Source organism: Campylobacter canis, from assembly GCF_045504005.1.
GTDB lineage: Bacteria > Campylobacterota > Campylobacteria > Campylobacterales > Campylobacteraceae > Campylobacter_A > Campylobacter_A canis.
The window spans coordinates 153,514-176,392 of record NZ_JBJJXH010000005.1; the positions used below are offsets into that span (position 1 = coordinate 153,514).

At 34.4% G+C, this 22,879-nt stretch carries 31 protein-coding genes and 2 tRNA genes; all 33 read right to left on the reverse strand.

Annotation, left to right across the window (positions count from 1 at the left end; all coding sequences use genetic code 11):
* Positions 1–40 precede the first annotated feature (40 nt).
* Positions 41–715, reverse strand: coding sequence for a sce7726 family protein (locus ACHJH3_RS06760; RefSeq protein WP_407064156.1), 675 nt, complete (start codon positions 713–715; stop codon positions 41–43).
* Positions 716–719: 4 nt separating this feature from the next.
* Positions 720–1,325 (reverse strand): hypothetical protein, encoded by a 606-nt coding sequence (locus tag ACHJH3_RS06765; protein WP_407064157.1) that lies wholly within the window; start codon positions 1,323–1,325, stop codon positions 720–722.
* 65 nt (positions 1,326–1,390) lie between these two features.
* The gene (locus ACHJH3_RS06770) at positions 1,391–1,861 is read right to left on the reverse strand and encodes a hypothetical protein (RefSeq protein ID WP_407064158.1); all 471 of its coding nucleotides are present in this window, start codon (positions 1,859–1,861) and stop codon (positions 1,391–1,393) included.
* 125 nt (positions 1,862–1,986) lie between these two features.
* Positions 1,987–2,070, reverse strand: a tRNA-Tyr gene (locus ACHJH3_RS06775).
* 5 nt (positions 2,071–2,075) lie between these two features.
* Positions 2,076–2,149, reverse strand: a tRNA-Gln gene (locus ACHJH3_RS06780).
* Positions 2,150–2,162: 13 nt separating this feature from the next.
* Positions 2,163–2,618 carry a hypothetical protein gene (locus ACHJH3_RS06785; RefSeq protein ID WP_407064159.1) on the reverse strand — a complete coding sequence of 152 codons (456 nt, stop codon included), beginning with the start codon at positions 2,616–2,618 and terminating at the stop codon, positions 2,163–2,165.
* A gap of 13 nt (positions 2,619–2,631) precedes the next feature.
* On the reverse strand, positions 2,632–3,399 hold the full coding sequence (locus ACHJH3_RS06790) for a hypothetical protein (protein WP_407064160.1): 768 nt from the start codon (positions 3,397–3,399) through the stop codon (positions 2,632–2,634).
* Positions 3,400–3,469: 70 nt separating this feature from the next.
* Positions 3,470–3,793 (reverse strand): hypothetical protein, encoded by a 324-nt coding sequence (locus tag ACHJH3_RS06795; protein ID WP_407064161.1) that lies wholly within the window; start codon positions 3,791–3,793, stop codon positions 3,470–3,472.
* Between the two features lie 294 nt (positions 3,794–4,087).
* Entirely contained in the window at positions 4,088–4,597 is a 510-nt protein-coding gene (locus tag ACHJH3_RS06800) for a hypothetical protein (protein WP_407064162.1), read from the reverse strand.
* 148 nt (positions 4,598–4,745) lie between these two features.
* Positions 4,746–5,192: a hypothetical protein gene (locus ACHJH3_RS06805; RefSeq protein ID WP_407064163.1), complete on the reverse strand. Its 447-nt coding sequence runs from the start codon at positions 5,190–5,192 to the stop codon at positions 4,746–4,748.
* Between the two features lie 360 nt (positions 5,193–5,552).
* The gene (locus ACHJH3_RS06810; RefSeq protein WP_407064164.1) at positions 5,553–6,674 is read right to left on the reverse strand and encodes a tRNA nucleotidyltransferase/poly(A) polymerase family protein; all 1,122 of its coding nucleotides are present in this window, start codon (positions 6,672–6,674) and stop codon (positions 5,553–5,555) included.
* Positions 6,655–7,443 (reverse strand): hypothetical protein, encoded by a 789-nt coding sequence (locus ACHJH3_RS06815; RefSeq protein ID WP_407064165.1) that lies wholly within the window; start codon positions 7,441–7,443, stop codon positions 6,655–6,657. The genes ACHJH3_RS06810 and ACHJH3_RS06815 overlap by 20 nt, the downstream gene beginning before the upstream one ends.
* Before the next feature lie 24 nt (positions 7,444–7,467).
* Positions 7,468–8,988: an RNA ligase gene (locus ACHJH3_RS06820; RefSeq protein ID WP_407064166.1), complete on the reverse strand. Its 1,521-nt coding sequence runs from the start codon at positions 8,986–8,988 to the stop codon at positions 7,468–7,470.
* Between the two features lie 119 nt (positions 8,989–9,107).
* A complete protein-coding gene (locus tag ACHJH3_RS06825) occupies positions 9,108–9,413 on the reverse strand; it encodes a hypothetical protein (protein WP_407064167.1) in 306 nt (101 codons plus the stop codon).
* An 83-nt stretch (positions 9,414–9,496) separates the two neighbouring features.
* Complete coding sequence (locus ACHJH3_RS06830; RefSeq protein ID WP_407064168.1) at positions 9,497–9,748, reverse strand: hypothetical protein; 252 nt, start codon at positions 9,746–9,748, stop codon at positions 9,497–9,499.
* A 31-nt stretch (positions 9,749–9,779) separates the two neighbouring features.
* Positions 9,780–10,334, reverse strand: a complete 555-nt coding sequence (locus ACHJH3_RS06835) for a hypothetical protein (RefSeq protein ID WP_407064169.1) — start codon at positions 10,332–10,334, stop codon at positions 9,780–9,782.
* A 74-nt stretch (positions 10,335–10,408) separates the two neighbouring features.
* The gene (locus tag ACHJH3_RS06840; RefSeq protein ID WP_407064170.1) at positions 10,409–10,612 is read right to left on the reverse strand and encodes a hypothetical protein; all 204 of its coding nucleotides are present in this window, start codon (positions 10,610–10,612) and stop codon (positions 10,409–10,411) included.
* Positions 10,613–10,786: 174 nt separating this feature from the next.
* Entirely contained in the window at positions 10,787–12,526 is a 1,740-nt protein-coding gene (locus ACHJH3_RS06845) for a flotillin family protein (protein WP_407064171.1), read from the reverse strand.
* An 18-nt stretch (positions 12,527–12,544) separates the two neighbouring features.
* Positions 12,545–13,165: a hypothetical protein gene (locus ACHJH3_RS06850; protein ID WP_407064172.1), complete on the reverse strand. Its 621-nt coding sequence runs from the start codon at positions 13,163–13,165 to the stop codon at positions 12,545–12,547.
* Positions 13,166–13,182: 17 nt separating this feature from the next.
* The gene (locus ACHJH3_RS06855) at positions 13,183–14,322 is read right to left on the reverse strand and encodes a toxic anion resistance protein (protein ID WP_407064173.1); all 1,140 of its coding nucleotides are present in this window, start codon (positions 14,320–14,322) and stop codon (positions 13,183–13,185) included.
* Between the two features lie 2 nt (positions 14,323–14,324).
* Positions 14,325–14,807 (reverse strand): hypothetical protein, encoded by a 483-nt coding sequence (locus ACHJH3_RS06860; protein ID WP_407064174.1) that lies wholly within the window; start codon positions 14,805–14,807, stop codon positions 14,325–14,327.
* A gap of 11 nt (positions 14,808–14,818) precedes the next feature.
* Positions 14,819–14,956, reverse strand: a complete 138-nt coding sequence (locus tag ACHJH3_RS06865; RefSeq protein ID WP_407064175.1) for a hypothetical protein — start codon at positions 14,954–14,956, stop codon at positions 14,819–14,821.
* Positions 14,957–14,958: 2 nt separating this feature from the next.
* Positions 14,959–15,462 (reverse strand): hypothetical protein, encoded by a 504-nt coding sequence (locus ACHJH3_RS06870; protein WP_407064176.1) that lies wholly within the window; start codon positions 15,460–15,462, stop codon positions 14,959–14,961.
* 9 nt (positions 15,463–15,471) lie between these two features.
* Positions 15,472–16,911 carry an ATP-dependent DNA ligase gene (locus ACHJH3_RS06875; protein WP_407064177.1) on the reverse strand — a complete coding sequence of 480 codons (1,440 nt, stop codon included), beginning with the start codon at positions 16,909–16,911 and terminating at the stop codon, positions 15,472–15,474.
* Entirely contained in the window at positions 16,877–17,659 is a 783-nt protein-coding gene (locus ACHJH3_RS06880; RefSeq protein ID WP_407064178.1) for a deoxycytidylate deaminase, read from the reverse strand. Before ACHJH3_RS06880 ends, ACHJH3_RS06875 begins: the two co-directional genes overlap by 35 nt.
* 132 nt (positions 17,660–17,791) lie before the next feature.
* Complete coding sequence (locus ACHJH3_RS06885; protein WP_407064179.1) at positions 17,792–18,412, reverse strand: hypothetical protein; 621 nt, start codon at positions 18,410–18,412, stop codon at positions 17,792–17,794.
* 133 nt (positions 18,413–18,545) lie between these two features.
* Positions 18,546–19,022, reverse strand: a complete 477-nt coding sequence (locus ACHJH3_RS06890) for a hypothetical protein (protein WP_407064180.1) — start codon at positions 19,020–19,022, stop codon at positions 18,546–18,548.
* Between the two features lie 10 nt (positions 19,023–19,032).
* Positions 19,033–19,425 (reverse strand): hypothetical protein, encoded by a 393-nt coding sequence (locus ACHJH3_RS06895; protein WP_407064181.1) that lies wholly within the window; start codon positions 19,423–19,425, stop codon positions 19,033–19,035.
* Positions 19,426–19,434: 9 nt separating this feature from the next.
* Positions 19,435–19,857 (reverse strand): hypothetical protein, encoded by a 423-nt coding sequence (locus ACHJH3_RS06900; protein WP_407064182.1) that lies wholly within the window; start codon positions 19,855–19,857, stop codon positions 19,435–19,437.
* Between the two features lie 21 nt (positions 19,858–19,878).
* Positions 19,879–21,063, reverse strand: coding sequence for a hypothetical protein (locus ACHJH3_RS06905; protein WP_407064183.1), 1,185 nt, complete (start codon positions 21,061–21,063; stop codon positions 19,879–19,881).
* 93 nt (positions 21,064–21,156) lie between these two features.
* Positions 21,157–21,552 carry a hypothetical protein gene (locus ACHJH3_RS06910; protein ID WP_407064184.1) on the reverse strand — a complete coding sequence of 132 codons (396 nt, stop codon included), beginning with the start codon at positions 21,550–21,552 and terminating at the stop codon, positions 21,157–21,159.
* A 27-nt stretch (positions 21,553–21,579) separates the two neighbouring features.
* Complete coding sequence (locus tag ACHJH3_RS06915) at positions 21,580–22,254, reverse strand: hypothetical protein (protein WP_407064185.1); 675 nt, start codon at positions 22,252–22,254, stop codon at positions 21,580–21,582.
* 157 nt (positions 22,255–22,411) lie between these two features.
* Positions 22,412–22,876, reverse strand: a complete 465-nt coding sequence (locus ACHJH3_RS06920; RefSeq protein WP_407064186.1) for a hypothetical protein — start codon at positions 22,874–22,876, stop codon at positions 22,412–22,414.
* Between the last annotated feature and the right edge of the window lie 3 nt (positions 22,877–22,879).

A 22,879-nucleotide genomic window follows, 5' to 3' on the forward strand; every position in this document is an offset into this window, starting at 1 on the left:
CTGTTAAAAACAATCAATTAATCTGGTTATAGCAAAAAAATTAGTAATTTTTTAAAAAAGGTAGCATTGTTCCAAACGGAATATCTTTGATAGGAGTTACTTTTGGATTTTTGTACCATATCCTGCCGGGAATCTTTTTATCATACGCCTTTGATGAAATATACTCTTTTACCCTGTCGCTTTCTTCTTGAAGCCTCTCTTGCAACCTAAAGAGGACAATAGCCTTGATTTGTGGTTTTGTGAAATGCTTTCGCATGCACTCTTCACATGCTTGGGTGTAGGCTTCCGTAGAAAACCCTCTTAAAAGCTTCATTAGTTCGTTAAGCCAGAGATGGTCCAAATAACGCTGAGTTGCAACTTTTCCATATATAGCCTCTCTTATTTGGATGATTTCCTTATTATCAATCGTATAGATGCCGACTCTATTAGGCAAAAAATCAAGCTCTTTTAAAAATTTGGGATCAACACAAACATTTACGTAATTAACATGCTCAAGGTAAACATCTACTTGGCTTTTTAGTCGCTCAAGAGTGTCTTTTGGGCTTTTAATCTCAAATACGTGCATGTCGCCTTTACTAATCATAAATATGTCGGAAATAGCGTCTGTTTGCCGAGCCGGCTTCTCTGAAAAGCCAAACTCGGTAACAACTGTCGCATCTTTGAAGCCTTTGTATAGATGCTTTAAAAGTAGAATTTTAAAATCTTTTTCGTTCACAACTCTATTCCTTTGCAAGTTTCCAAAAATACTCTTTGCTTATCCATAGCTCGGCGGTAGGGTATGTTTTGAGCTTTTCCTCAAAATCATCATACACATCTGCCGGTCCGCATGCCTGCGCTTCTGAAGTATAATCGTGCAATAACTTTAGATTTTTACCATCTCTTGTTGTTGCAAAAATATTGCAAAACCTCACTCCGCACAGTGCAGCCTCAACCTGCTTGATATAAAAATGGTGTAGTTTAACAAAAGAATACCTAAAAGATAGAAATATACTTAAAATACATTGAAAGACAAAGCACTCCTCCATTATAAAGAAGTCTTCATGATTCAAATTTTTAATTTTTATGTCCAAAATGGCTATCTTGGTGCTATTTGGCTCAACGTAAAATTTGACATGCGCATGATCGGTAATTAAGATGGGAGATCCACCTCTTTTTCTAGGAGGAGCAGATATTTTAAAAATAGCTTCGTAATTAGCTCCATCGCCGGTCATCTTTGTCATCTGATATATTATCTTGTCTTGTTTTTGATCATCTCTCGTTAAGCTAAGCAAGCCTTTACTTCCTAAAACAAGCTCACCACACGGACTTAAAATAAATTGTGCCATATACTCTCCTTTGAATTTTGTTTTGCTTTTAGATTAAAAAGAGCTGTAAAAACAGCTCAAACAAATTAATCGTAAAAGCTCTCCACAAAATAGTCATCTCTCTGGAAAAGAATGGGACGGTCCCAAAGCTCTATTCTTAAGAAATGCTCTCCTTCCATAACAAAATCTGCTTGAGCGGGATTTTTATAACCCTCTTCCTCCCTCTCGCATATATATATCTTTAAACATCTTGAGCATTCCTTGAAAAAAGCCATAATACTCCCCTTTTCATTAATAAATTCAATTGAAGAGATATGATTTACTTCGCCATCTAGCTCGCTTAAAGACTCAACTTCCCTCATCTTAACGGGCTTAAATCCCGCTTCGTTGATTTTAGATAAAATTACCTCTTTGTTTGCACACTCGCACAAATCTGACTGAAACCACTCCCAAGCATATATTTGAGTTTTTTCGGCTAAAGCGTTTCTCAGTTTTAGGATAGACTCTTCCTCCATATACAATTTCAACTGCATTTCTGTATGTTCTATTTTTGTCATGCGCACCCCCTAAAATTTAATTTATATAAAATAATTATAGTATATTTATGCTTAAAAAGAGGTTAAAAGTTGATTAAATAGCGGAACATTTAGGGTGTGTGATAGAAATAAATAGTGCTTAAAAATGGTGGAAGTGGCTGGATTTGCACCAGCGTATCTTACGAGGCAGATTTACAGTCTGCTGGCTTTGACTACTTACCTACACTTCCAAAAATGGTTGCCTTATGAGGACTCGAACCTCAATTCTCAGATCCAGAGTCTGATGTCCTGCCATTAGACGATAAGGCAATATAATTAAAAACTACAAAAACCTTCCCAAATCGATATTTGTATGAACAATCTCATAATCTTCTAACTTCACGGATCCAAAACTGTAATCCATATCATCTTCACATTTTTGGCACAAACCGGAACCGTTCGCATTTTTAAAAATTATTTCCCTCCCGCAACACTCGCAACGAGATCTATCATAATTTTCAAATCTTTTAAAAAGAGATATGCTTTTTAAATTTCCTAGAAAGAAATCTTTTTGTCGCTCAAGCCTTCCTATGTAATCCATCAACGATTTTTGCCCTGAAAAAACAAGATTGCTAATAGTTTTAACACTGTTCCATCTCATAACATCACTGTGATGCTCATCAACAATAAATCTATCATCTCTAAGATCACAAATCTGAGGCGTACTTCTAAAAGCAAAACCAAAACTAAATATGCCTGCCGAGGAATCGTCTATAAAATTCATATTTCTTAAATCCATTTTTCAGGCTCCTCTAGCTAAAAACCCTCTTTAAAAATTCAAATGTCGTCCGAATTAATCCGTCTTTTTTTTGCTCTTTTTTGTCCATTTGTTTTTTAATGTCATCGTACAAAAAGTTACCCAACTCACTATCCTTTAGTTTCTCTATCAAATTTAGATCTATGTCGTTATTTGCGTACAAAGAGTGTATTTTTTCAGGAACTTCGCGCAACAGCCTATCAAGAGTAAGATCGCAATATTCGTCAATCCAATCGGCTATGTAATATATGCGTTCGCCCATATAGTGAACTTTGCTATCTTTGTCTGAAGTTGAGAACGCCCCAAAAACAATTGGATCTCTTGTCTTAGTAACTTGCTGTTTAGCTTTCTTTGTATAGTCTGTATACAAAACATAGTACTTATCAAAAATATTCTGCCTTTTTACGACAGTAATCTTTTCTACAACATCGCTAGGAATTACCCTTGGAAATCTATCCAACTCAATAAAGTATATATTTTTACTTTCATCCGACATTTGCAATTGCTCTATAATGTCTTGCAAATCGTCTTTATATATAAATTTATCAAAACCAAGCTCAATAAGTTCATTTTCCTTTTTAAGACACTTATTGAAAAATACACATTGCTCCAATAAAACTTTCTGTTCGGTTTTTAAGGCACTATTTAGTGCGACTAAAAGATTTTTCTCATACTCCGTCAAATCATCTACACTAATTTTATTTAAAGATTTTTTGAGTTCCATAAAAACCTGCTCTGTATTCATATTTTTTACATCACTCATTTTGGCGTCCTTTATATTATAAATTAATCAAATAGCAGAATGCCAAACCCAACATTCCGCCAAAACACAACTAATCCAAAGCCTTTTCTATGCGCTTATGAAGCAAATCAACAGCTTTTTTAGCCAAATCTGTATTTCCAACAACTTCAATGTTTTCATTTGTGCTTAAAGCCGCCCAAAGATACAAAGTTTTTGTCGTAGGCGTAAAAACAAATACGATAAATATTGCGCTCATTATCGAAGCGGCAAACTTTTTATTTTTTGTTAAACACTCAGGATTTCTAAAGTAACAAATAGCAATATAAACTATTGTAAATAGGATTCCAAAAATACCAACAAATCGTAAAAACACGCTCATATCAGCAAGATAGATTAAAAATAATAACTTTAACATTAAAACTCCTTTCTTTTATACTTTAATTTAAAAGCACTTTCGTGCAACCATCACATGTATTTTCAACAAACATATTAAATTTAGGATCATTCCAATCACTGCCAAGCGTAGGTTTGAACACCCTTTTGAATTATCTCTGTTTTAAATACAACCTCTTTTAGAGCTTCAATTAAATTTGCTTTTCTTAGTTCCATTTCCCCCTCCTCTATTTTTTAATAGAGTTATTATAATATATTTATGCTTAAAATTAAATAAAAATTGATTAAATAGAGGAAATTTTAATTTCGGACCACACTAAATATTATAGTCCGAAAAATCGGTTTTAATAAAATAGTATGGACTTTCATCAACCTCGGGAATAGGTTGAACGTAATAATTATCGCTTTTAAATTTCGCTATTACAAGCCCTCCGTTATTCATTCCCCAAAGATGTTCCGGGTGTCTGTGTCCGTTTTTGATATATTCGGAGGCTCTGTCACCCGTAAAGTCTATTAAAAACTTCATCTCGGCTCCGCCTTCGTCATAAAACTCTAAAAAATCTAACTTAGAGTGACAGTCTTCTAGTCTAATTCGTCTTAGCTCGCAAGGATGAAAATCTACACCCTTCATACACCTTAAAATTTCATCCCTGTTTAAAACAGGAGAAGAATCTCCTGTAAACCACTGCATTGCGGCTCTTGGAATCTCTTGTTTTAACAGCTCATCAAGCCTAATTCTCTCATTATGATATGAGATGATCTTTTCACTAATCTTTTTAAATTCGCTCTCGGCTGCTGAACAAAAACTTCTGCTTCTATCTTTCATAATCCACCTCTCAGTCTAAAGCCCTGCTATTCATAACAAAGCCTATACTTACAACCATAGCCGCAACAATACTGACAAACAAAATCAAACTAATCGCTAAATCCATATAGCACCTCCACAAATGTTAATTTTTAATTATTGAAAAAAATTATTTTCCGATCCCCTCGCGCAAAAGACTAATCTCTTGCAGCAAAACAATTGCATCGTAAATCAAATTTACATAGCTTTTATGTGAGTAAAGGTCGCTAAAATCTTCAATCACATCATCAAAAGCTAAAAAGGCTCTGCCAAGTAAAGAAAATGAATCTCTTTCGCTAGCGAACTTTTGTTTAAAATTTTTATGTGCATCCAAGAAAATCTGATCCCTTTCTTTGTTCCAAAGAAATTTAGGATCGCAAAAAGCATAAGCAAAATATGTCATCGTTTCACAAATAGAATCTATGTCGGGCTTATCTCCCCTTAAAGCTAAAGCGGTCATACTACACAAAGATTCATAAGCAGCTTGCTCCATTCCATGACTCCACACTCCGGGGTGAGCTTCATGAAAAGCCTTAACACCATTCAAATATTCTTCAACACTTAACATTTTTGCCATAGAACATTCTCCTTTTGATAATTTAATATAATTATACTATATTTATGCTTAAAAGTTGATTAAATAGCGGAATATTAGAAAATCACCCACATTTTGAAAGATGATGCAACAAACTTAATGCGGGTGAAAAAATAATAAAGAAAGGTCATAGATGGATTTCGCTTTTTTTCGCTTGCCAAGCCAAGTAAAACCCGGCATTGACATTGTTGTTTATAGTCTAACAAAGCCTTATCCAAACCAGCCAAAACGACTTATCGTAAAAACGAAAAATGTGACCCAGAAAGGAATGAGTCACACCGCTTAATTTTTTAAAGGAATAAAATAATTATATATTATCAATCCTTAAAATAAAATAAAATATTATATTTTCTTTGCCAAAAATATGCGAATTTCCTCATCTTTTCTACGAGCTAACTCAATTCCAAGATTTTTTCCTGAAAAACCCTCGTCTAAAAGCTGGACGGGATGTACTTGAGTCTTAAATGTTTTATCAAAAAAGCCTAATTTTTTAGCTCTGGATACAAGCGCAAAGGTATTAAGCCCAATCCATTCTTTAAGCGGTATTGTTAATGCTATGTTAAGCAATTCAAAATCCAAATCCCCACCGTCAATTATGTGTTTCTGTTTCCAACACACCTCAAAATGCTTAGGCAGCCTAAGTTTAGGCAAAATTTCAATACTTACACTAAATAAGTCGTTTAAGAGATATAAGAATGTATATTGATTGTAGCTTTGACATGCAATACTCTCATTAATCCTATCAATCAAACTTTCATACATTTCACTACTTAATCTTAAGTCAAACAAATCATAAAACAAATTTAGCTGATACAGGGCTTTAATGCCAAAGGAGGGGTGCTTGGAATTAAAAAATTTAATCAGCTCTAACCCTATGCGCTCTCCGCTCAAATACTCAAGTGATAGATCCCTCATGAGCTTGGTCGTAGATGGATTGATATCAAATCCAAATCTTGCACTAAACTGAACAGCCCTTAAAACCCTTAAGTTGTCTTCCTTAAATTTGTTATCATCTATATGCCTTATCTGATTTAGCTTAATATCCTCCATGCCACCCCAAAAATCAACCAGCTCCCCGGTAAAGATATTGATCATCATCGCGTTCATAGTAAAATCTCTTCGCATAGAAGCTTCTTTCTCGCTATTGCAATATTCAACCTCAAAGGATCTATGAGTGGTTCCGGTCTTATTCTCCTTTCGAGGGAGAGAAAGATCAATGTCTTTGAGTTTGTATACAAAAAACTGCTTACCGACACCATTTGCGCCGCAAGAAATCATAATTTCATTAAATTTGTCCGGCTCAATATCATAAACCTCTATATCAAAATCATTGTTTTTAATTCCAAGGACTATATCTCTAACACACCCGCCGACCAAATAAGCTCTTTTAGTGTAAGGGGACAGGATGTTTTTTATAAAAACAATCTCCGGGTAGTTAAGTAGCTTAACAAATTGATTTATCATACAAAACACCTCCTACAATAACGGGGATGTCTTTTTCTACACCACCATCTAAATTAATATCTCCCGCAGCAAGCGTGGCAACTCTCAAAACCAAAACTAAAACTAAAAGAAAACAAATCATCCCAAACGCTTGCTTGATTAAAACATCAAATTCCAACCTCTCTTTTGAAAAAAACACAAAAGATGTTATAAATATAAAAAAACATGTAGAAATTATCGGTAAAAATACCTCAGGAATGATCGATTGCATAAAAAAATCATGATAAAAGCTAAAAAGAATAGCAATAACACAATTAACGGCAAACAAAAAAGCAAATAATATTGAACTAATGGCAAAAGCATCTATATCTTTAGATAGTGTTTTATACCCAGCCTTATTTACTTCATTCATCATATCGTTATACACCTCAGAGGGTTTGCGATGCTCCATGTAAGCTCTATCAAATAGTGCCTCAAAAAATTCTATCCCATCATCAAAACAATCGCTATATAAAATCTTTTTTGATAAAAACACAACAATTAAAGAGTTTATAGCCATAACGAAAAATATTACACCCTGACCTTTAATGTTAATCAATAAGGACACAAGAAATACATTAATAAGATTTAACATTATAGTCGCCATTTTCAGCTTATGCTTCAAATAAAACAACCTATATAAAAAATATAGCTTAATTTGATTGATTTGATACCAAATCGTAAGCGGCGCAATCAAGAACATAAAAAAATCTAAAAAACCCTCTAAAATAGTAGGCGAAAAATCAACCATCAAACCCCCTTTTTTATAAAACAACTAAGCTAATAGCAGCACCTTATCATTCAGAAAATCTCTAATTAAAGAAATTCTCTCATGTTCTCTCCTTAATAACATCTGATCTACATTGTCCTTCAAAAAAGTTATTAAAGGGAAGTATTCCTCATCGATATTGTTTTGGGACATAAAACCGCTGTCAAGTGTAGCGTTCTTAAGCTTGTTCAAAAAGCCGACACTACCGTTAAAACGTCCAAAAAATTTAGTAATCAAATAATAAGGAGTCTTTACCTTAAAAAGTATGTCCTTCATATCCTTATCATATATTACAAAACCCTCGTGTCTTAAAAATGGGATTTTCTTCTCTATCTCGCCCCACTTAGCTCTTTCAACTCCAAGTATGAAAAAGTCATCTATTAAATTCAAAAACTCTTGCGCGATCTCCTTTAGTTCATCATGATTTAATAGCAGTCCGTTTTCAACGTTTCTACAAGCCAAAAGATAAACTCCCGGCACCTCTTCAATAATATGAGGATCTGATGGATCTACCACCTCAAACATAAAAGTGTGATTAGGAAGCGCTTTAAATAAAGGTTCTAACCCTGAAAGCCTGCTCTCTGCTAACTGCGCAAAACTGCTATCCAAAAAGCCGGTGGTGCTGTAAAGAACTCTGTTGTTAAAACTTTTTCCATCAAATTTTTCAGAAGAAACATAAGTAGCACAACCCAAAAATCCGTTTATCTTTTTCATGGCGCAAATCTCTGTTTCAGGACTGATCTTATAAGGAAAGGTGGAGTCTTTTTCCATTCTTTCAGAGAGATTAAAAACTTTATTAAAAGGTCTAACAACCATATTAAAATCTCCATCAAGAACCAAGCCCCTAAGTTCTATCATCGCTCTATCAAATCTTTTATTCCAAAACACGTCTTGAGTATATTTGTAAGTTGATAGTTCAGGGTATTTGCGAGATCTGTTTACTATAATATTTTTCTTATTGGCTAGCAAATAAGGAGCCGTCAAATAAGAGTTTTTTTCAGGATCATAAATCGGCGCAGCAGCATTTTCAAATATATCAATATACTCCTTCAGCTTCGCACTAGGCTCTGTAGTACAAGGCAAATATACCTCTCCTTCAATAGGATTGTTTCTTATATTAACGTAAACAGAAGCAACATCAAACTCACCAACGTTGTGTATATTTTCAAAAAAGTTGGTCATAACATATACCTCAATTTCATATTTTTGCTTTTTTACACAATCTATATATGGCTGAATCTTCTTAAGAGTTTGGTTTGTATTAGAGTTAATTATTAAAACATCACAACTCTCATTCATTGTCGACTTAACAAAATTCTTAAATCTTTTAAACATTTCATCCATTGCTTTTCTAAGATTATCGGGAGTCCAATGATAGCCGCCTTGTTGCTCTATTAAAATTTGATCGCTTTCCGCCCAATGAACTTGAAGATTTGGATATTTAGCCTTATGCTCATCTATTAATTTTTGAGCAAAGGTACTCTTGCCCGAACCTTGATGCCCTCTAAGGAAAATTATCTTTTTCATGTATGCCTCCTATATTATTTTTAATAAAATAATTATAGTATATTTTAACTTAAAAGTTGATTAAATAGCGGAATAAAAACAAAAATATTTAGATTTTTGTGCCGCATCGCACCACTTTATTAATTTTTATAAAATGGCAGCTGCGCAACTTCTTTTTCCACCTCTTCTTTTGTGAGACCTTTAAATGGATAATAGTATATGTATCTACCATCATTATACAACCTATGCAGGTATCTTTTGTAGAATTTGTCTGTTTTTGCGTTGTGCCTAGCAATAGATTTGTCAATAGCTGCTTTTGCCTTTCTCCTCTCCTTCTCATCATCTGATACGGATTCAGTGCAAAAAGCCTCTGTTAATATCCTTTCTTCTCTTTCCATTTCTTCAAATAGATTTAAATCTTTCTGAGTGGTTTTCTTGGTTCTCACAAAATTTCCTTTTAAATTTTATTTACAAGCATATTCCAAATTTTATAACCTTTTGCGATTTTTACTGAATTTTACACACTTCTTTATTGTATAGCGCCCGCCTTTTTAAGTATGCGCCTCATTTTGCCAAGTGTCGCCTTTTGCTTTTTTAGCTGCTCCTCAAGATCATTGTGTGATTGCATTAAGCAGTGGTAATCATTTAATGAGAAGTTGTGTTTACAGGCTTCGCAACGTAATTTATCAAGATCAAGTGTTGCTCTAGGATCTTCGCTGTCTAACCCATAATCACAAAAGGGGCAGTCCTGAGCTTTTTTAAAAAAATATATCTTTTCCATATTGCGCTCCTTAATTTAAATTGTGCTGCTATCACCAGCCTCTTGCTCTCTCATAAACTAAACATGGCGGGGCTATATGGTAAGTTTGCCTAACTAAAAGATTGTTGATATTATTACCGAGACATTGAACAAAATGACAATCTGCAAATTTTTTATCAAAACCAAAATTTAGACAAAAATAACTTTTGTCGTGTTTTAGTATGTTGTAGTCTTTTAGTGCCATATCAATACTTGCTTTAGTGTAGCAGGTATTATCATAACACTCATCGAGTACTTGATATAAAAAAGCCATAGTTCTTTTATCTTTATCATGGAATAGGTAAAAAAACAAAGATTCTGTGTTGCTAGAGCCATCTTCATTATCAAACTCTGCATGCAATATATTGAAGTCTACAGGAGTAAACTCCTTTTCATTCATCAAGTTCACTATCGTATCTCGGCACTCTTTTTGTGGGTTTTCAGGATCTAAGAATAACTTTAAGTTAAAGGCACGAATATCTTGAGCTAGCTGCTCAAGGCTCTCTTTAATCGTATTAGCTCTCTGTGCTAGATTCTTAGCTTCTATATGATAGTCACTGTTTGCCATTTAATCTCCTTTATATTTTATATAAAATAATTATAGTATATTTTAACTTAAAAGTTGATTAAATAGCGGAACATTTATTTTGCTTCAACTTCTACAAACTCATTTTCAGACAGAGAAACTCCAAAAACCTCTTGCAATCTATTTTTAGTCGACGATCTTAAGAAAGCGACCAATTTTCGCCTATAGTCACTCTCATCCTTTGTGTTCTGCCACTGCGACAATGTTTTATAAGGGATATTTGTAATTTTATTCACATCCCGAAGTGTTAGTAATTTCATATATTCCTCCTTACTATTTGTTTTTATATCATTACAATCTCATTATATTGTATTCACTCTTAAAAGTTGATTAAATAAAGGAATGTATTATCCGTTATTCAATCAAGAAAACTTATTTAGCATCTAGGTTATAAAACTGAAAACAGGTATTGGCGAGCTTTCTCGCCAATAAAATTATTGCTTATCTTCAGTTGATATATATTCTTTTTTATGAGCCGAGTTATTTTTCTCTGCAACCAAAGATAGATTTGCAGCATTTTTTCTATCTTGTTTTAAAGGTTTTATACTGGTATCAATTGAAGTTAAATCGGAAACTGAGTTCAAATTTAACCCAACCTCACTCATAAGGTCATTTAAAATAGGGGCATTTGTTTTAAATTTTAGTGCGGCATTAACTATCTGATCCGACAAAGATGCTCCATCTGCTCCCCCGGATGAAACCGCACTACCTCCTCCGCTTGCTAAATTTCCGATACCGCCGCCCATATCCACAATTTTAATAGAATCTATTTTTTGCATTGGAGCGACAACCTCTTTGATTATCTCAGGAAGTTTGGCTATCAATGCTTGCTTGATTCTGTTTTCCAGTATTGTTGCTGATAGTATATTCTCTGCGTTGTTTAGCTTTTCCTTACCCTCGGCTTCAACCTTATACCTCTTCTCATCGGCTTCAGCCATAATTTTAATTGCATTGGATTTGCCCTGAGCTTCTATTTTAACTGCCTCAGCTCTATTTGTAGCAGCTTCTTTTTCCGCTTCAGCAGCAACTTTGATCCCGATAGCTTTTTCTTCAGCCTCTTTCTGAGCCTCAATAATAGCAAGAGACCTTATTCTTTCTGCCTGCTCTGTTTCCTGAGCCGTCTTAATTTTTTCAGCAGACTTAGCCTCTTCCGCTTTTTTCTCATTTGCCTTAGAGCGCGCCTCATACTCTTGCTCTGATTTTTTAGAGATCTCGATTTGCTTATCTTGAGTAGCAATAGCTATATCTTTTTCTTTCGATATCTCGGCGGATTCAAGAGCTTTCTTTTTCGCAATTTCAGCCTCTTGTATAGTCTTTTCTTTTTCTATCCTTGCAGATTCGATCTCCTTCTCTCTTAAAATTTTCTCTTTTTCGGCTTCTGCATGTTTTTCAGCCCTAACTTTCTCTATGTTGGCTTTTTGTTCGGCTTCAGCCTCTGCTTCAGTTTGTTGCAACACCAAGAGCTCTTTAGTAGTCTCAAGATTCTTTTGCTCAATTGCAACATTTGTCTGCTTTTCAATGTCATTTCTTTCTTTGCGCTTGTTCTCAACAGTCTGTTTTAGAATTGTTAAACCCTCGGCGTCAAATGCATTGCTCTCATTGAAATACTCAAGTTCCGTTTGGTCAAAAGACGTAAGAGAAACAGACTCTAGCTCAAGTCCATTTTTAAGCAGATCTTCATAGACGTTGCTTTGTACCTGCTGGACGAAATCCGCCCTTTTTTCATGCAAATCAGACATTTTCATAGAGCTTGCAACAGAACGAAGAGCGTCAACAAATTTACCTTCAATTAGCTCTTTAAGCGCTCTTGCGTCGGTTGTTTTAGAGCCAAGTGTTTGAGCTGCTATCGAAATGCTCTCCTTATCCTGCTTAACTCTTACGTAAAAGTCGGTTGTGATGTCAACCCTCATTCTGTCTTGAGTAATCAAAGAGTCTTTTTGTATTCTGACAACCGTAAGTTTTAACGTTTGCATGCTCACACTGATATAATCATGCAAAATCGGAAATATAAAAGCTCCACCATCGGTAACAACCTTTTCACCTCCAAATCCGGTTCGGACAAAAGCAAGCTCTTTGGTTGTCTTTTTATAAAGCTTAGAAAGGATAACCCCCACCACAATCAAGCCGATAATCGATCCGATAACGGCAACTGTTAAAAAAATGTATTGATCCATGTAAACACCTCCTGGTTTTTAAATTTGTTCTTTTTCTATAATGAAAACATTGTCTTTATAGGCTCTAATAATGCCAACATCCCCTTTTACGAAAACAGCACCCTGATCCTTAGGCTTTGCCATAAAATAATGAGTCTTGCCTTTTAAATCAATAACCTTGCACTCGCCTTTAACGCTATTATCAATTTTTTGACTTATAACGCTGCAACTTAATCCTATTAACTCCTTTCTGCCAACTGCGCTAGTTTCTACATCGGGGAGATATTTTGCAACATATATTGCAACAAACCTGGTAGTAATTAGCGATGTAAATAGCGCTAGCAGAGCAACAATTGCGGTTGTTATACCGGAAGCCGCAATACTGTAATCTGATAAAATAAGGCTAAGTATCAAAAATCCGTTAATGCTAAAGCCCATAAAAAATATTGCCCACCAAATTGAAGATGGAATTTTGCTCTTGTTTAGCCAACTAACGTATTCGCTACCAAACTCAAAATCAAAAGCCCCATCAATAGCCGCACCGACACCGGTTCCGACTATAAACAAAAGCATCAGATCTAAAATTACAAATCCAAGCACAATGGAAATGGGAATTAGAAAAATAACGTTATTAAACAAAAGATTTAGTAAATCCTGCATACCTTACCCCCTTATTCTTAAGATGATTGAATTGAGCTTAATTTACTCTCTAGTTCATTATTAAGCACTCTTATTTTCTCTATTCCGCTTCTGATTTTTGGTAAAGCCTCACTCTTATAGCTTTCTATCTGAGTTAGCGCATTAATCATAGTATGCATGGCACTTTCAAGCTTTTCGGCTTCTAGCGAACCCGCAGATATCTTTTTTGTAGCATCGGTAGCGGTCTGATTTAGCTGTTCAGATGTCTTTAATATAGCCTGCGTAGCAAGGTCGTCTATTTTATTAACCAGCTCCAGCTGCTCTTTACCCTGCTTAGCTGCACTTGCTACATAAACATTTGTTTTTAGTGCCGACAAGGAGGTGCTTATGCTGTTTTTAGTTGCCATAATCAAAAGCGAGTTGTTGTGGATGATCATGGTATACCCAGCTAAGGTTTGAGACATTACAAACAAGGTTTGCATTAAATTTTGAAGCCTTACGTCAATATAGAATAAAACAGAGTCTTGAATGTTTTTTGCAAGATCTCTATCCGGAGTATCTTGTATTTTTCTATCAATCATATCTCTAAAAAGCGTAAAAGAAGCTATTTTTTTCTTCATATTTCCAATGCTCGCATTCAATGTATCTCTTCTGTTTTGCACCTCATAGTTTTTAGCTTCCATTCTCACAACCGACTCTTTGAGGCTTTTTTTAACACCTTCAAAGACTTCATTAGCTGATAAGAACTGCTCTTGTAGCTTTTGTGATAAAGACGTTCCCATTAAAAAATTAGAAATTCTTGACATCAAACTATTTTTTTGCATATTTTGGCTTGCAGCAAGCAACTCCCCAGCTTCTTTTTTGATAGTTAAAATCGACTTACCGACATTAAATTCATCATCTCCCATTTTTAAAATATCTTGAATTGAGCTGTCGATGTCTTTGTGGTTCTCTTCAAATGCAGTTACTTCATCGCTTGCAAAATTCATAATCCTATTTGAAATTTCGGATATATTTTGTTTGTGTCCTAACTCTGAAACAACCTTCTTAAAAAGACTGCCTGCAAGCTCAGCATCTTCCGCTGAGATATTGTTTTTAATTTCGGCAAGTTTTCCGCTCATAAACTGAGTTTCGTCCTCTATCACCAAAGACTGAGATTCTAAATTACCCATATTCATGCCTACTCCTTATTCTTGTTGTTTTGATATTCTTGAAAGTCTAAACTCAAATTTTGCTTATAAGTTTTTTCGTTCTTATAAAAAATAATGGTTTTTTCTATAAAAGCCAAACACTCTTGTTTTGTGTCTTCGTTTCCGCATTTTAAAAAACCTCTAAGCGGGCGCAACTCTCCAAACTCAACCATGTTAGAGTCTGATAAAAAAGAATTCTTTTCTTTATCATTTAGGTTTTGCAATATAATACTTTTTATCTGATTAAGCATATCTATATTGGTTCTACGATCAAAAATATTAAAATAACCGGACACAATCAAAGAAAGCGCTGTCAAACCAAAAAGAACTTTTGCAAAATATCCACCGATTGAAAATTTGATCATTTTTAATTCATAAAGTATATCCATCAACATAAAAACCAGAAGCAAAAATATTGCACCAAAAACTACATACATTCCTAAAATAGAATTTTCATAATTATCTAAAAACATAAAATGCTCCTTTAAATTAAATTAAATTTCGTAATAGAAGCTATTTCTTTTGAATTATTAGCCTTGTTTTTATCTTCTCTCACTCTAGAAATAACCTGAGTTTCATCCTCTATCATCAAAGATTGAGATTCTAACCTGTCCATATTCATGCTCACTCCTTATTTTTCTTATCTTGATATTCTTCAAAATCTAATTGCAAGTCTTGCTTATAATATCTTTCATTTTTGTAAAAGTTAATGGTCTTTTCTATAAAAGCCAGACACTCTTGTTTTGTGTCTTTATTTCCACACTTTAAAAAACCCTTCAGCGGTCTTAATTTATCAAACTTAATCATATTAGAATCTGCCAGAAATTGAGCTCTTTCTTCCTCACTAAGATTTTTAAGTATAAGGTATTTTACATCTTCTAGGATGGCTTGATTAGTGGAGCTAACATTATCGCGACTACTATTGTCTGACAATTTAAAAAAAAGTCCGGCACTTACACTAAAAAAAATCAAAATAAATGTCGCGCTATAAATACTTCTATAGAAGGAAGATTTAATTTTTTTACGCCCAAGAAAATCCTCTATTAAAACAAAAATAACAAACACAATGTTTAAGGCTAGAACAAAATATACTACAAACATCACATTTTCATAATGATTCAAAAACATAAAAACCCCTTAAATCAAATTAAATTTCGTAATAGAAGCTATTTCTTTTGAACTATTAGCCTCGTTTTTATCTTCTCTCACTCTAGAAAAAGCCGGCAAAAATAAGCTATATCTATTATTTCTGGTATCTTGACAAATATCAAAATACTCAACTTCAACAATTTTACCTACAATAGAACGATTCAGCCAGGATATGCGGAATTCATCAGAAATTCCACTTCCTACGTTAACTTTAATGATACCATCCGAACTCTCGCAAATCAAAGATTTGATCATTTGAGAGGGTGCTTCAAGTCCCCTGTTATTATGTTGATCAACTATCGAAGCTTTAGTGTCGCTAAGCTCAACATCCACTACAATCAAATCTGCCTCATTTCGTTTTTTTAGCTTCATCCACTCCTTACTTCGATGGGCATTTCCTCGCTCATAAAAACCGTCAAGCGTTTTGATAATAATGCCCTCTCCGTTAATTTCTGCAATTTTAGTAGAGAAAAAATCCATCACTTCATCTATGGAGTGAGCTATCTTACCTTCCGCACGAAAAATTCTGTCTGAGCTAAAATCCAAGCTACCCAAAAACGATATGCGCTCATGTAATGGAATATCTGTAATTTGCAGCCGCTTTTTACCGCCACTATTGTTTGTAAAAGTTCCGATAATAGATCCGGATGGTAAAATATCCCAAATATGATAATTTAGATCCAAGTCATCAAATGCGCTGGCGGTATTGCGAACAAATTTCGTCATAATGGCGCTTGTATTAGTCCGAGTGTCCGCAACTATCTCTCCATCTAAATCAACCATGCCACCTTTTGCATACTTCTCAAGCATACCATGGTTATTTTTTATGAAATGTTTAATTTGCTCTGCCATATTCGGCATGTCAATATAGTTTCCATTGCTGGTTACAAAATTTACCTCATTGCTATTTAGATTAACCTTAGCCGCACACCTGCATCCGTCATATTTATTTTCAACATAGACAGGAAATTTGATCTTTGCCAAATCATCGGGGGTGATGCTTTCTGCTTTCATTATGGCGTGTATAGGTATCAAATTGTTAAAAATCTTATTAAATGTAGAAATGCCGACACCGCAAGCGAGATCGCGATCTAAAATCAGCTGCAAAAGAGCTCCGGCTTCTGGATACTCACTATTTGTAAGAGATAAAATCATATCCCTATTTAAGTGACCCTGTATTTTTTCTGAGCTGATCTTATTTAGAGTTTCAACGATTTTTTTCCAATAAGGCTCAGGAGCATCGTCATTAATCTGATTAACTACCGCCCTTTGATAAAAGTAGTTTTTTGATAGATCGTAAGTCATTAAAACAAGCTCACTGAAAGGCTCATAATCTACTAATGATTTAAGATAAGCCTCTTTCTCTTTACGCGAACTTATATTTCTTAAGGTATTAATGTCTGTGTATAGTTTTGTAATTATATTCATTTCCACCCCCATCATCATTTAAATCTATATCAAAAACATCCTTCTCAGATAGACGCTCGCATTTTACACCAACCTCTTTTAAAAACTCAACTCCCGATAGATCTCTGTATTCATAAAGGCATACGACTCTAGCAATTCCTGCTTGAGCAATTAGCTTTGCACACTCTTTGCAAGGGGTGTGGGTGATATACAAATCACATCCCTCAGTTGCTATGCCCTTTTTGGCGGCATAAGAGATTACGTTTTGCTCTGCATGCAAAACAAAGTCATTTGTTTTTAGTTGTAATATATCAGGATATGCAGAGGTATAGTCGATTTTTACGTCTTGAATGCCGCTTGATAAATAACTTTCAATGTTTTTTGTTGAACAATCATAAATTATAGAGTCTTTAAAGTTATGTGAGCACTTAACGCAACAAGAAGTTACCATTATTTGCAATTGAAGCCTATCGACCGGTAAATTTTCAGGCTTTTTCCTGATGTCCTCTTTAAGCATTGGCAAAAGCTTATGTGAGTCTATACGAATCTTAAAAGATTTATCGAGCTCCTTTTCGGTATTTCCGCAATTTGGACACACATAAACCACACTCTCGCACTCGTTTGGCGTTCCGGCGATTGTGCCGTTATATCCTGTAATCAATATGCGCCCATTCCTAGCCAAAACCGCTCCAACCTTCATCTTTTTAGCATAAGATTGCTTTGAAAAAAGATGGGCTGCTTGCATCATGACAACATCATACTTATTCATCACTCTCCTTTTTATTTTTTATACAAAAATTATAATATATTTATGCTTAAAAGTTGATTAAATAGCGGAATGTTTTGTATTATTTTTATATTTTGCCAAGACTGCACCCTTTGATGCAGCCGGCAATGTGAATTAAGCGCTTTGATACAGTTCGGAATTAACTTCTGCTTGAAATTTCCTAATTGATAAAACAATATCTGTTAAAGTTAAGTAGTCTATGTCAAACATAGGATCTTGGATAACAATCCTTCCCGGCTCAAAACTAAAATCGTAAACAACATGTGTTAATAACAAATTCTCTCTAAACCAATACCAAAAGTGATCTGAGCTGGTATCGATATAAATAAAGATGTCGTTTTCTTTTACAACCACCTTTGTGTTATGAACATCCATCTCCAAATCAAAGCCGGCTATACGATGCAGATGGATGTTAATGTCCGGGCGAGTTCTCAGAAACTTCTTTAAAGAGTATTGACGATTTGCATTTTCAATAATTACTGAACCATTATAAGTTTGTGAGTTCAAAAGAATACTCTGAGCCGCTTGTTTAGAGAGTTTTAGGTTTTCTACCAAAATTCCAAACTCCAAAAGGACTTGTTTAGACGAGTCAAATCTAGTCGCTAATTGATTTAACTTGTCACGGGACGCTTGTGGGCTACAAGTAGCATACTTAAATTTTTTACTATACAGATCAATATCTAATCCAATATAGTTGTTTTTCTTGTCAAAAAGTTGAAAAAAACGCTGTTTCATGATAGTACCTCCACGCGCTTGTTGATAAAAAAATTATAATATATTTATGCTTAATAATTGATTAAATAGCGGAAATTTTAATTAAATAATTTTTAGAATCAGAAGCCATTTTGGGGATTATAAAACCCCAAAATCAAGATATTTTATAAGAGGCGTCTATCTCGTCATAAATGTGGTACTCTTCCTTACCTTCTTTAATAAAAAACAGATCGTTTAGGTGGTTTAAGTACTTATCTCTACTGCCGGTTACATCATTAGGAAAAATCAAATGGCAGGTAGACTTAACGTATGCCGGGATCTCTTCCATGCATTTGCCGGTTTTCATATCCCTACATTCCATAGTAACAGCAAATGGAATATTATCTCCTACTTCTTTGTTATCAGGAGCAAAAATCGCCAATTTTATTCTGTATTGCTCATTATCGTCTTGCGACTTCTTAGTAACAGAAAGGTTGATAATCATAAGCAAAAGAGTTTCAACCTTTAGCTTTAAATCCGCAATGGACTTAAGCAAAAACTGCTTAATTTCATCATTTGGATATTGCTCTTGAAAATAAACCCAATTTTTTCGACCTTGTTCCAAAATGACCTTTTCTTCAATCTCTTCCATTTTTGCTCCTTTATACAACCAGAAGTTGTTTTAGTAGATCTCTTATAATCTCTTTATCAAAAATAGCGTTTTCGGATTTTGTATATCCCAAAAGGCTTTTTAACCTATCCTTATCTAAGTCACTGTCTCGCCTTAAAGTGAAATCTATGCTAAGCCAGACACTCTTATCATAAAGCGAAACAAAAATAACTTTTATATCCTGCTTTGTATGTTGTCTCTTAATTTGGAAGCGAATACAATTTGTTAATTTTACCATCTCATTCAATAAATCAACCGAGTCTATCATATTTGAAATTTCATAAGGCAAAGCTAAAATTAGCTCATGACTTATTCCAAACACATCAAGAACACTTGCTTTGTATTTATGTAAGCTTGAGATATGTGAAATTTGAATTGTTTTCATATTAAACCTCTAAGAAATTAAAGCAGCGGTTAGCAAATTTTCTAAAATTTGTTTATTTTGCTGCTTGTTATCACAAGGATTTGGAACCTCAATAAGGTTCATAATCTGCTCTTTGAGTCTCTCATTTTGCCCATCTTTGTTGTTAAGAATAATATTTATTGCCAAGCCTTTATCATCAGCCCGGTTCTCCTCTTTAGAACTCAGTACACAAATAACATCAACTTTGATTTCGCTACTTTTAACCTGTGCTCCAAATTTGACCGCTTGTGCGCTTTTTGCCATAGAATCAATAAATTCTTGAAAGTCAAAATCCGCTTTTAGACAAAATGGAGAGACTACCTCTACATCGGTAGTTGAATTTCCATCTTGCAAACAAACTTGATAGCGGTAGCTCAACGGCTTTTCTTTTAAAAGTATCTTTTTATTTATCATGTAGTCTCCTTGTTGTTTATTTTAAAGAATCTCAAAATATAGCCCGTTTCTCTCAAAGAAGCGGTTGGCACACGCTACTAAAGCCCTATTTAGGGTTCTTTTGCGAACTTCTGTTATATCAGATAGCCGGTATTCCGCCTTTATTGTTTGCATAAGCTTGCCAAACATCTCATAAGATATATGGTGCCTCTCTGCCTCAATCTTTCTTGGCGGATATGTTCTATCTCCAACAACAACATTAAATTTATAATACAGCAATCCAAAAATTCGCTCAGATCTTATTCTGCGACTTAGACAAAATTCACCTTTAGCCTCCTTTTTTAAAGCCCTAAGAGCAGCTGCAACTTGTGGATAATGAACTCTAAGTCTGCGCTTAAAAGACTCTCTAGTTTTTTCTTTTGAAGTGTTTTTATCAAATTGTTTAAAAAAATCCAAAGCACCGGTATATGTAGGGCGTTTTTTATCTCTCATTCTTTGAACGTGGTTGCGGTTGTCTAAATTAAAATAATCCACATGAAAAAAGCGATTAGAAACAACATATTTGTAAATATCCTCTAAAGTATTAAATCCCTTATTAAACACACTAGGACTAAAACCAAGAAGTTTAAGGGACTTATGAAAAGACAGATTTAGCCTTTTTTCTTTCCTAACGCAAGCGTGCTCATTGCCGCCTAAATTTTTATCATATTCGCTCTTTAAAGAACTATACTCCGACATTTCGCCGTTATTTTTAAAATAAGCTTTTACATAAAGCCCATCAATGCCAAATTTTAACCCAAATGCGCTAGCGATTCTTCCTATAAAATTTCCTAAATCGTTGTATGATAGATAGTTGTAAGCAAAATCGTAAGATTCGGCAGGAATACTTATGTGATCAACTTGAAACGGCTCTGTTAGGCTGCCGTCGCTCTTTATAAAAGCTATTGCATAAGATCTTACTCTGTCGTTATTTTTATACCCCAAAACTTTAAATAAGTCTGGATTTGCCTTTAAAATTTCATCAAATTCGTTGTGGCTAAGGGTCGAAATCAGGTCGCAGTCTCCAAAGTCAGCTTTTGTCCTGTAAGAAGGAATAGCTCTAACTTTCGCCTGATTGAATTTGCCGGCACATCTATCTACGGCAAGATATATGAGACTTACCGCAAAATCATAGCTTTTTTTATCAAATCGAATTGTATTTAAATGTTTTGTTGCATTTCCACCCATAAGCACCTCCAAACTTTATTTATAAAATAATTATAGTATATTTTTTCTTAAAAGTTGATTAAATAGCGGAATTTAAAAATAAGGAGCTTCTTGTTAAATTAAAACAAGAAACTCGTTTTTTGCAAGAGTGTAGCTTTTAAACTTTTCAGAAGCCTCCCAGATATATCCTTTTATGACTTCAAGAATTTCCTGATCCGCAACAATATGTCCTCCATTGTTTAATTCATAAGCAATTTCTTTTGAAAAATCTACGCTATCAATAAGATTGTCTTTTTTGGTTTCCACAAACAAAAATTTAGATTCCTCGCCATTAATTTCAAGTAGTTTAATCATATCCAAGAACCTATCCTCAACCCTACTTCGCACGCTATCTTCAACGGCGTTTAGATTCCATGCATATATTCTATTCGGTAGCCTATTTTGCCTAAATTTAATAACTATTTCCGGGCTTGGACGCAAAACCAACCTTTGACAAACCAATTTTTTCATTATAGCACCTCCACAAAAACAAGGCTTTTAAAGCCTTGCGTTATTAAAATCAGCCTTATATTCGGCTGCCTTAGCTTCAGGCGAAGTGTCTTTTATCCACTTTTTGGCTTCATCGCTCCAAGCTCCGCGCCTGCTTGAGATCTCTTTATAAGTCTCCTCCATAGCCTTGAAAAGATCATATCCCATATTTTTCAAAACAACATCAGAAAGCACCCAAAGCCTAACAGCTTGATCAAAGGCGTTGTATTTAGCCGGCTTTCCTTGAATACCATTAGCCTTCTCCTCTTTAATCCTTGCACTCTCTAAAATAGCTCTATTGAACATATCTCTGTATCTGCTAAGCATTTCAACTTCTCTAAAACCATCAACCTTTAAAGAGCTTGTAATAGCTGATAAATAAAGATTTCCAAGTTTAGAAACCCAATCTTTGCTAGGCATCTCTACCGCGTTAAATGTAAAAACAAGAATATCGCATATAGCATCGACATACTCATGCTCATCAAAATTACAAACCGCCTCTTTAAGCTCGTCTAATTCCTCAGTGCTGTTTTTTAAGTAGCCCGGCACTTGACTGGCTACAGCTATTCTGCGCTCATCTCTCCACGCCTTCATCATCTCGCAAATAGAGTTAATATGCCCGATGTTTAACGCATATCCGTTTGATAAAACTGAAATTTCCCTGTCCGGTTGAATTTTAAACATAAATACCTCCTAAAAAATTGAATATAAATTTATTTATAATAAAATTATTATAGTATATTTTATCTTAAAAGTTGATTAAATAGAGGACAGCGAAGACCTTTCCAATCCTATCATACCTCCGCTCTTTAATCTAGCCATAAGATTAGATAACTATTTTCTAAGCATAATTTACTATCTTATGACACTCAAAGTTCCCCCATTTTAAATAAAGTTCATCCTTATTTTCTCTTAGAATTTTTTTAAATTCTTCATAGTCGGCTTTGAGAATAGCGTCTTTTAATTTAAAATTTTGTGTATAGTAAATACAAAAAAATGAGTTATTTTTCTCAAACTCCAGTTTGTTGTTTCTTCCAATGTGCGATTTATCTAGTTCATCAATAATTCGAGGTAATAAAACAGCCTGCCTCTTTTCTATATTTATAACCCACTCTCTACGACCTCCTATGTCGTCAAATATGCGCCAAAACTCATCCGAGCCTTCGCTCACTCTCATTCTTAACTCTATTTCGTTTTTAAAATCATCGGTTTTATAAGGCGAAATACTAAGAGTTATCGCCTCATCCCCAGCCTGCTCTATTTTAGCCAATTTTTCATCTGTTATATAAACACTTATAAAATTCATAAT

Excerpts from the sequence above, each read along its gene's own strand:
- ACHJH3_RS06765 (WP_407064157.1), bottom strand. The coding sequence starts at position 1,325 with ATGGCACAATTTATTTTAAGTCCGTGTGGTGAGCTTGTTTTAGGAAGT.
- ACHJH3_RS06770 (WP_407064158.1), bottom strand. The coding sequence starts at position 1,861 with ATGACAAAAATAGAACATACAGAAATGCAGTTGAAATTGTATATGGAG.
- ACHJH3_RS06785 (WP_407064159.1), bottom strand. The coding sequence starts at position 2,618 with ATGGATTTAAGAAATATGAATTTTATAGACGATTCCTCGGCAGGCATA.
- ACHJH3_RS06790 (WP_407064160.1), bottom strand. The coding sequence starts at position 3,399 with ATGAGTGATGTAAAAAATATGAATACAGAGCAGGTTTTTATGGAACTC.
- ACHJH3_RS06795 (WP_407064161.1), bottom strand. The coding sequence starts at position 3,793 with ATGTTAAAGTTATTATTTTTAATCTATCTTGCTGATATGAGCGTGTTT.
- ACHJH3_RS06800 (WP_407064162.1), bottom strand. The coding sequence starts at position 4,597 with ATGAAAGATAGAAGCAGAAGTTTTTGTTCAGCAGCCGAGAGCGAATTT.
- ACHJH3_RS06805 (WP_407064163.1), bottom strand. The coding sequence starts at position 5,192 with ATGGCAAAAATGTTAAGTGTTGAAGAATATTTGAATGGTGTTAAGGCT.
- ACHJH3_RS06810 (WP_407064164.1), bottom strand. The coding sequence starts at position 6,674 with ATGATAAATCAATTTGTTAAGCTACTTAACTACCCGGAGATTGTTTTT.
- ACHJH3_RS06815 (WP_407064165.1), bottom strand. The coding sequence starts at position 7,443 with ATGGTTGATTTTTCGCCTACTATTTTAGAGGGTTTTTTAGATTTTTTT.
- ACHJH3_RS06820 (WP_407064166.1), bottom strand. The coding sequence starts at position 8,988 with ATGAAAAAGATAATTTTCCTTAGAGGGCATCAAGGTTCGGGCAAGAGT.
- ACHJH3_RS06830 (WP_407064168.1), bottom strand. The coding sequence starts at position 9,748 with ATGGAAAAGATATATTTTTTTAAAAAAGCTCAGGACTGCCCCTTTTGT.
- ACHJH3_RS06835 (WP_407064169.1), bottom strand. The coding sequence starts at position 10,334 with ATGGCAAACAGTGACTATCATATAGAAGCTAAGAATCTAGCACAGAGA.
- ACHJH3_RS06840 (WP_407064170.1), bottom strand. The coding sequence starts at position 10,612 with ATGAAATTACTAACACTTCGGGATGTGAATAAAATTACAAATATCCCT.
- ACHJH3_RS06845 (WP_407064171.1), bottom strand. The coding sequence starts at position 12,526 with ATGGATCAATACATTTTTTTAACAGTTGCCGTTATCGGATCGATTATC.
- ACHJH3_RS06850 (WP_407064172.1), bottom strand. The coding sequence starts at position 13,165 with ATGCAGGATTTACTAAATCTTTTGTTTAATAACGTTATTTTTCTAATT.
- ACHJH3_RS06855 (WP_407064173.1), bottom strand. The coding sequence starts at position 14,322 with ATGAATATGGGTAATTTAGAATCTCAGTCTTTGGTGATAGAGGACGAA.
- ACHJH3_RS06860 (WP_407064174.1), bottom strand. The coding sequence starts at position 14,807 with ATGTTTTTAGATAATTATGAAAATTCTATTTTAGGAATGTATGTAGTT.
- ACHJH3_RS06865 (WP_407064175.1), bottom strand. The coding sequence starts at position 14,956 with ATGAATATGGACAGGTTAGAATCTCAATCTTTGATGATAGAGGATGAA.
- ACHJH3_RS06870 (WP_407064176.1), bottom strand. The coding sequence starts at position 15,462 with ATGTTTTTGAATCATTATGAAAATGTGATGTTTGTAGTATATTTTGTT.
- ACHJH3_RS06875 (WP_407064177.1), bottom strand. The coding sequence starts at position 16,911 with ATGAATATAATTACAAAACTATACACAGACATTAATACCTTAAGAAAT.
- ACHJH3_RS06880 (WP_407064178.1), bottom strand. The coding sequence starts at position 17,659 with ATGAATAAGTATGATGTTGTCATGATGCAAGCAGCCCATCTTTTTTCA.
- ACHJH3_RS06885 (WP_407064179.1), bottom strand. The coding sequence starts at position 18,412 with ATGAAACAGCGTTTTTTTCAACTTTTTGACAAGAAAAACAACTATATT.
- ACHJH3_RS06890 (WP_407064180.1), bottom strand. The coding sequence starts at position 19,022 with ATGGAAGAGATTGAAGAAAAGGTCATTTTGGAACAAGGTCGAAAAAAT.
- ACHJH3_RS06895 (WP_407064181.1), bottom strand. The coding sequence starts at position 19,425 with ATGAAAACAATTCAAATTTCACATATCTCAAGCTTACATAAATACAAA.
- ACHJH3_RS06900 (WP_407064182.1), bottom strand. The coding sequence starts at position 19,857 with ATGATAAATAAAAAGATACTTTTAAAAGAAAAGCCGTTGAGCTACCGC.
- ACHJH3_RS06905 (WP_407064183.1), bottom strand. The coding sequence starts at position 21,063 with ATGGGTGGAAATGCAACAAAACATTTAAATACAATTCGATTTGATAAA.
- ACHJH3_RS06910 (WP_407064184.1), bottom strand. The coding sequence starts at position 21,552 with ATGAAAAAATTGGTTTGTCAAAGGTTGGTTTTGCGTCCAAGCCCGGAA.
- ACHJH3_RS06915 (WP_407064185.1), bottom strand. The coding sequence starts at position 22,254 with ATGTTTAAAATTCAACCGGACAGGGAAATTTCAGTTTTATCAAACGGA.
- ACHJH3_RS06920 (WP_407064186.1), bottom strand. The coding sequence starts at position 22,876 with ATGAATTTTATAAGTGTTTATATAACAGATGAAAAATTGGCTAAAATA.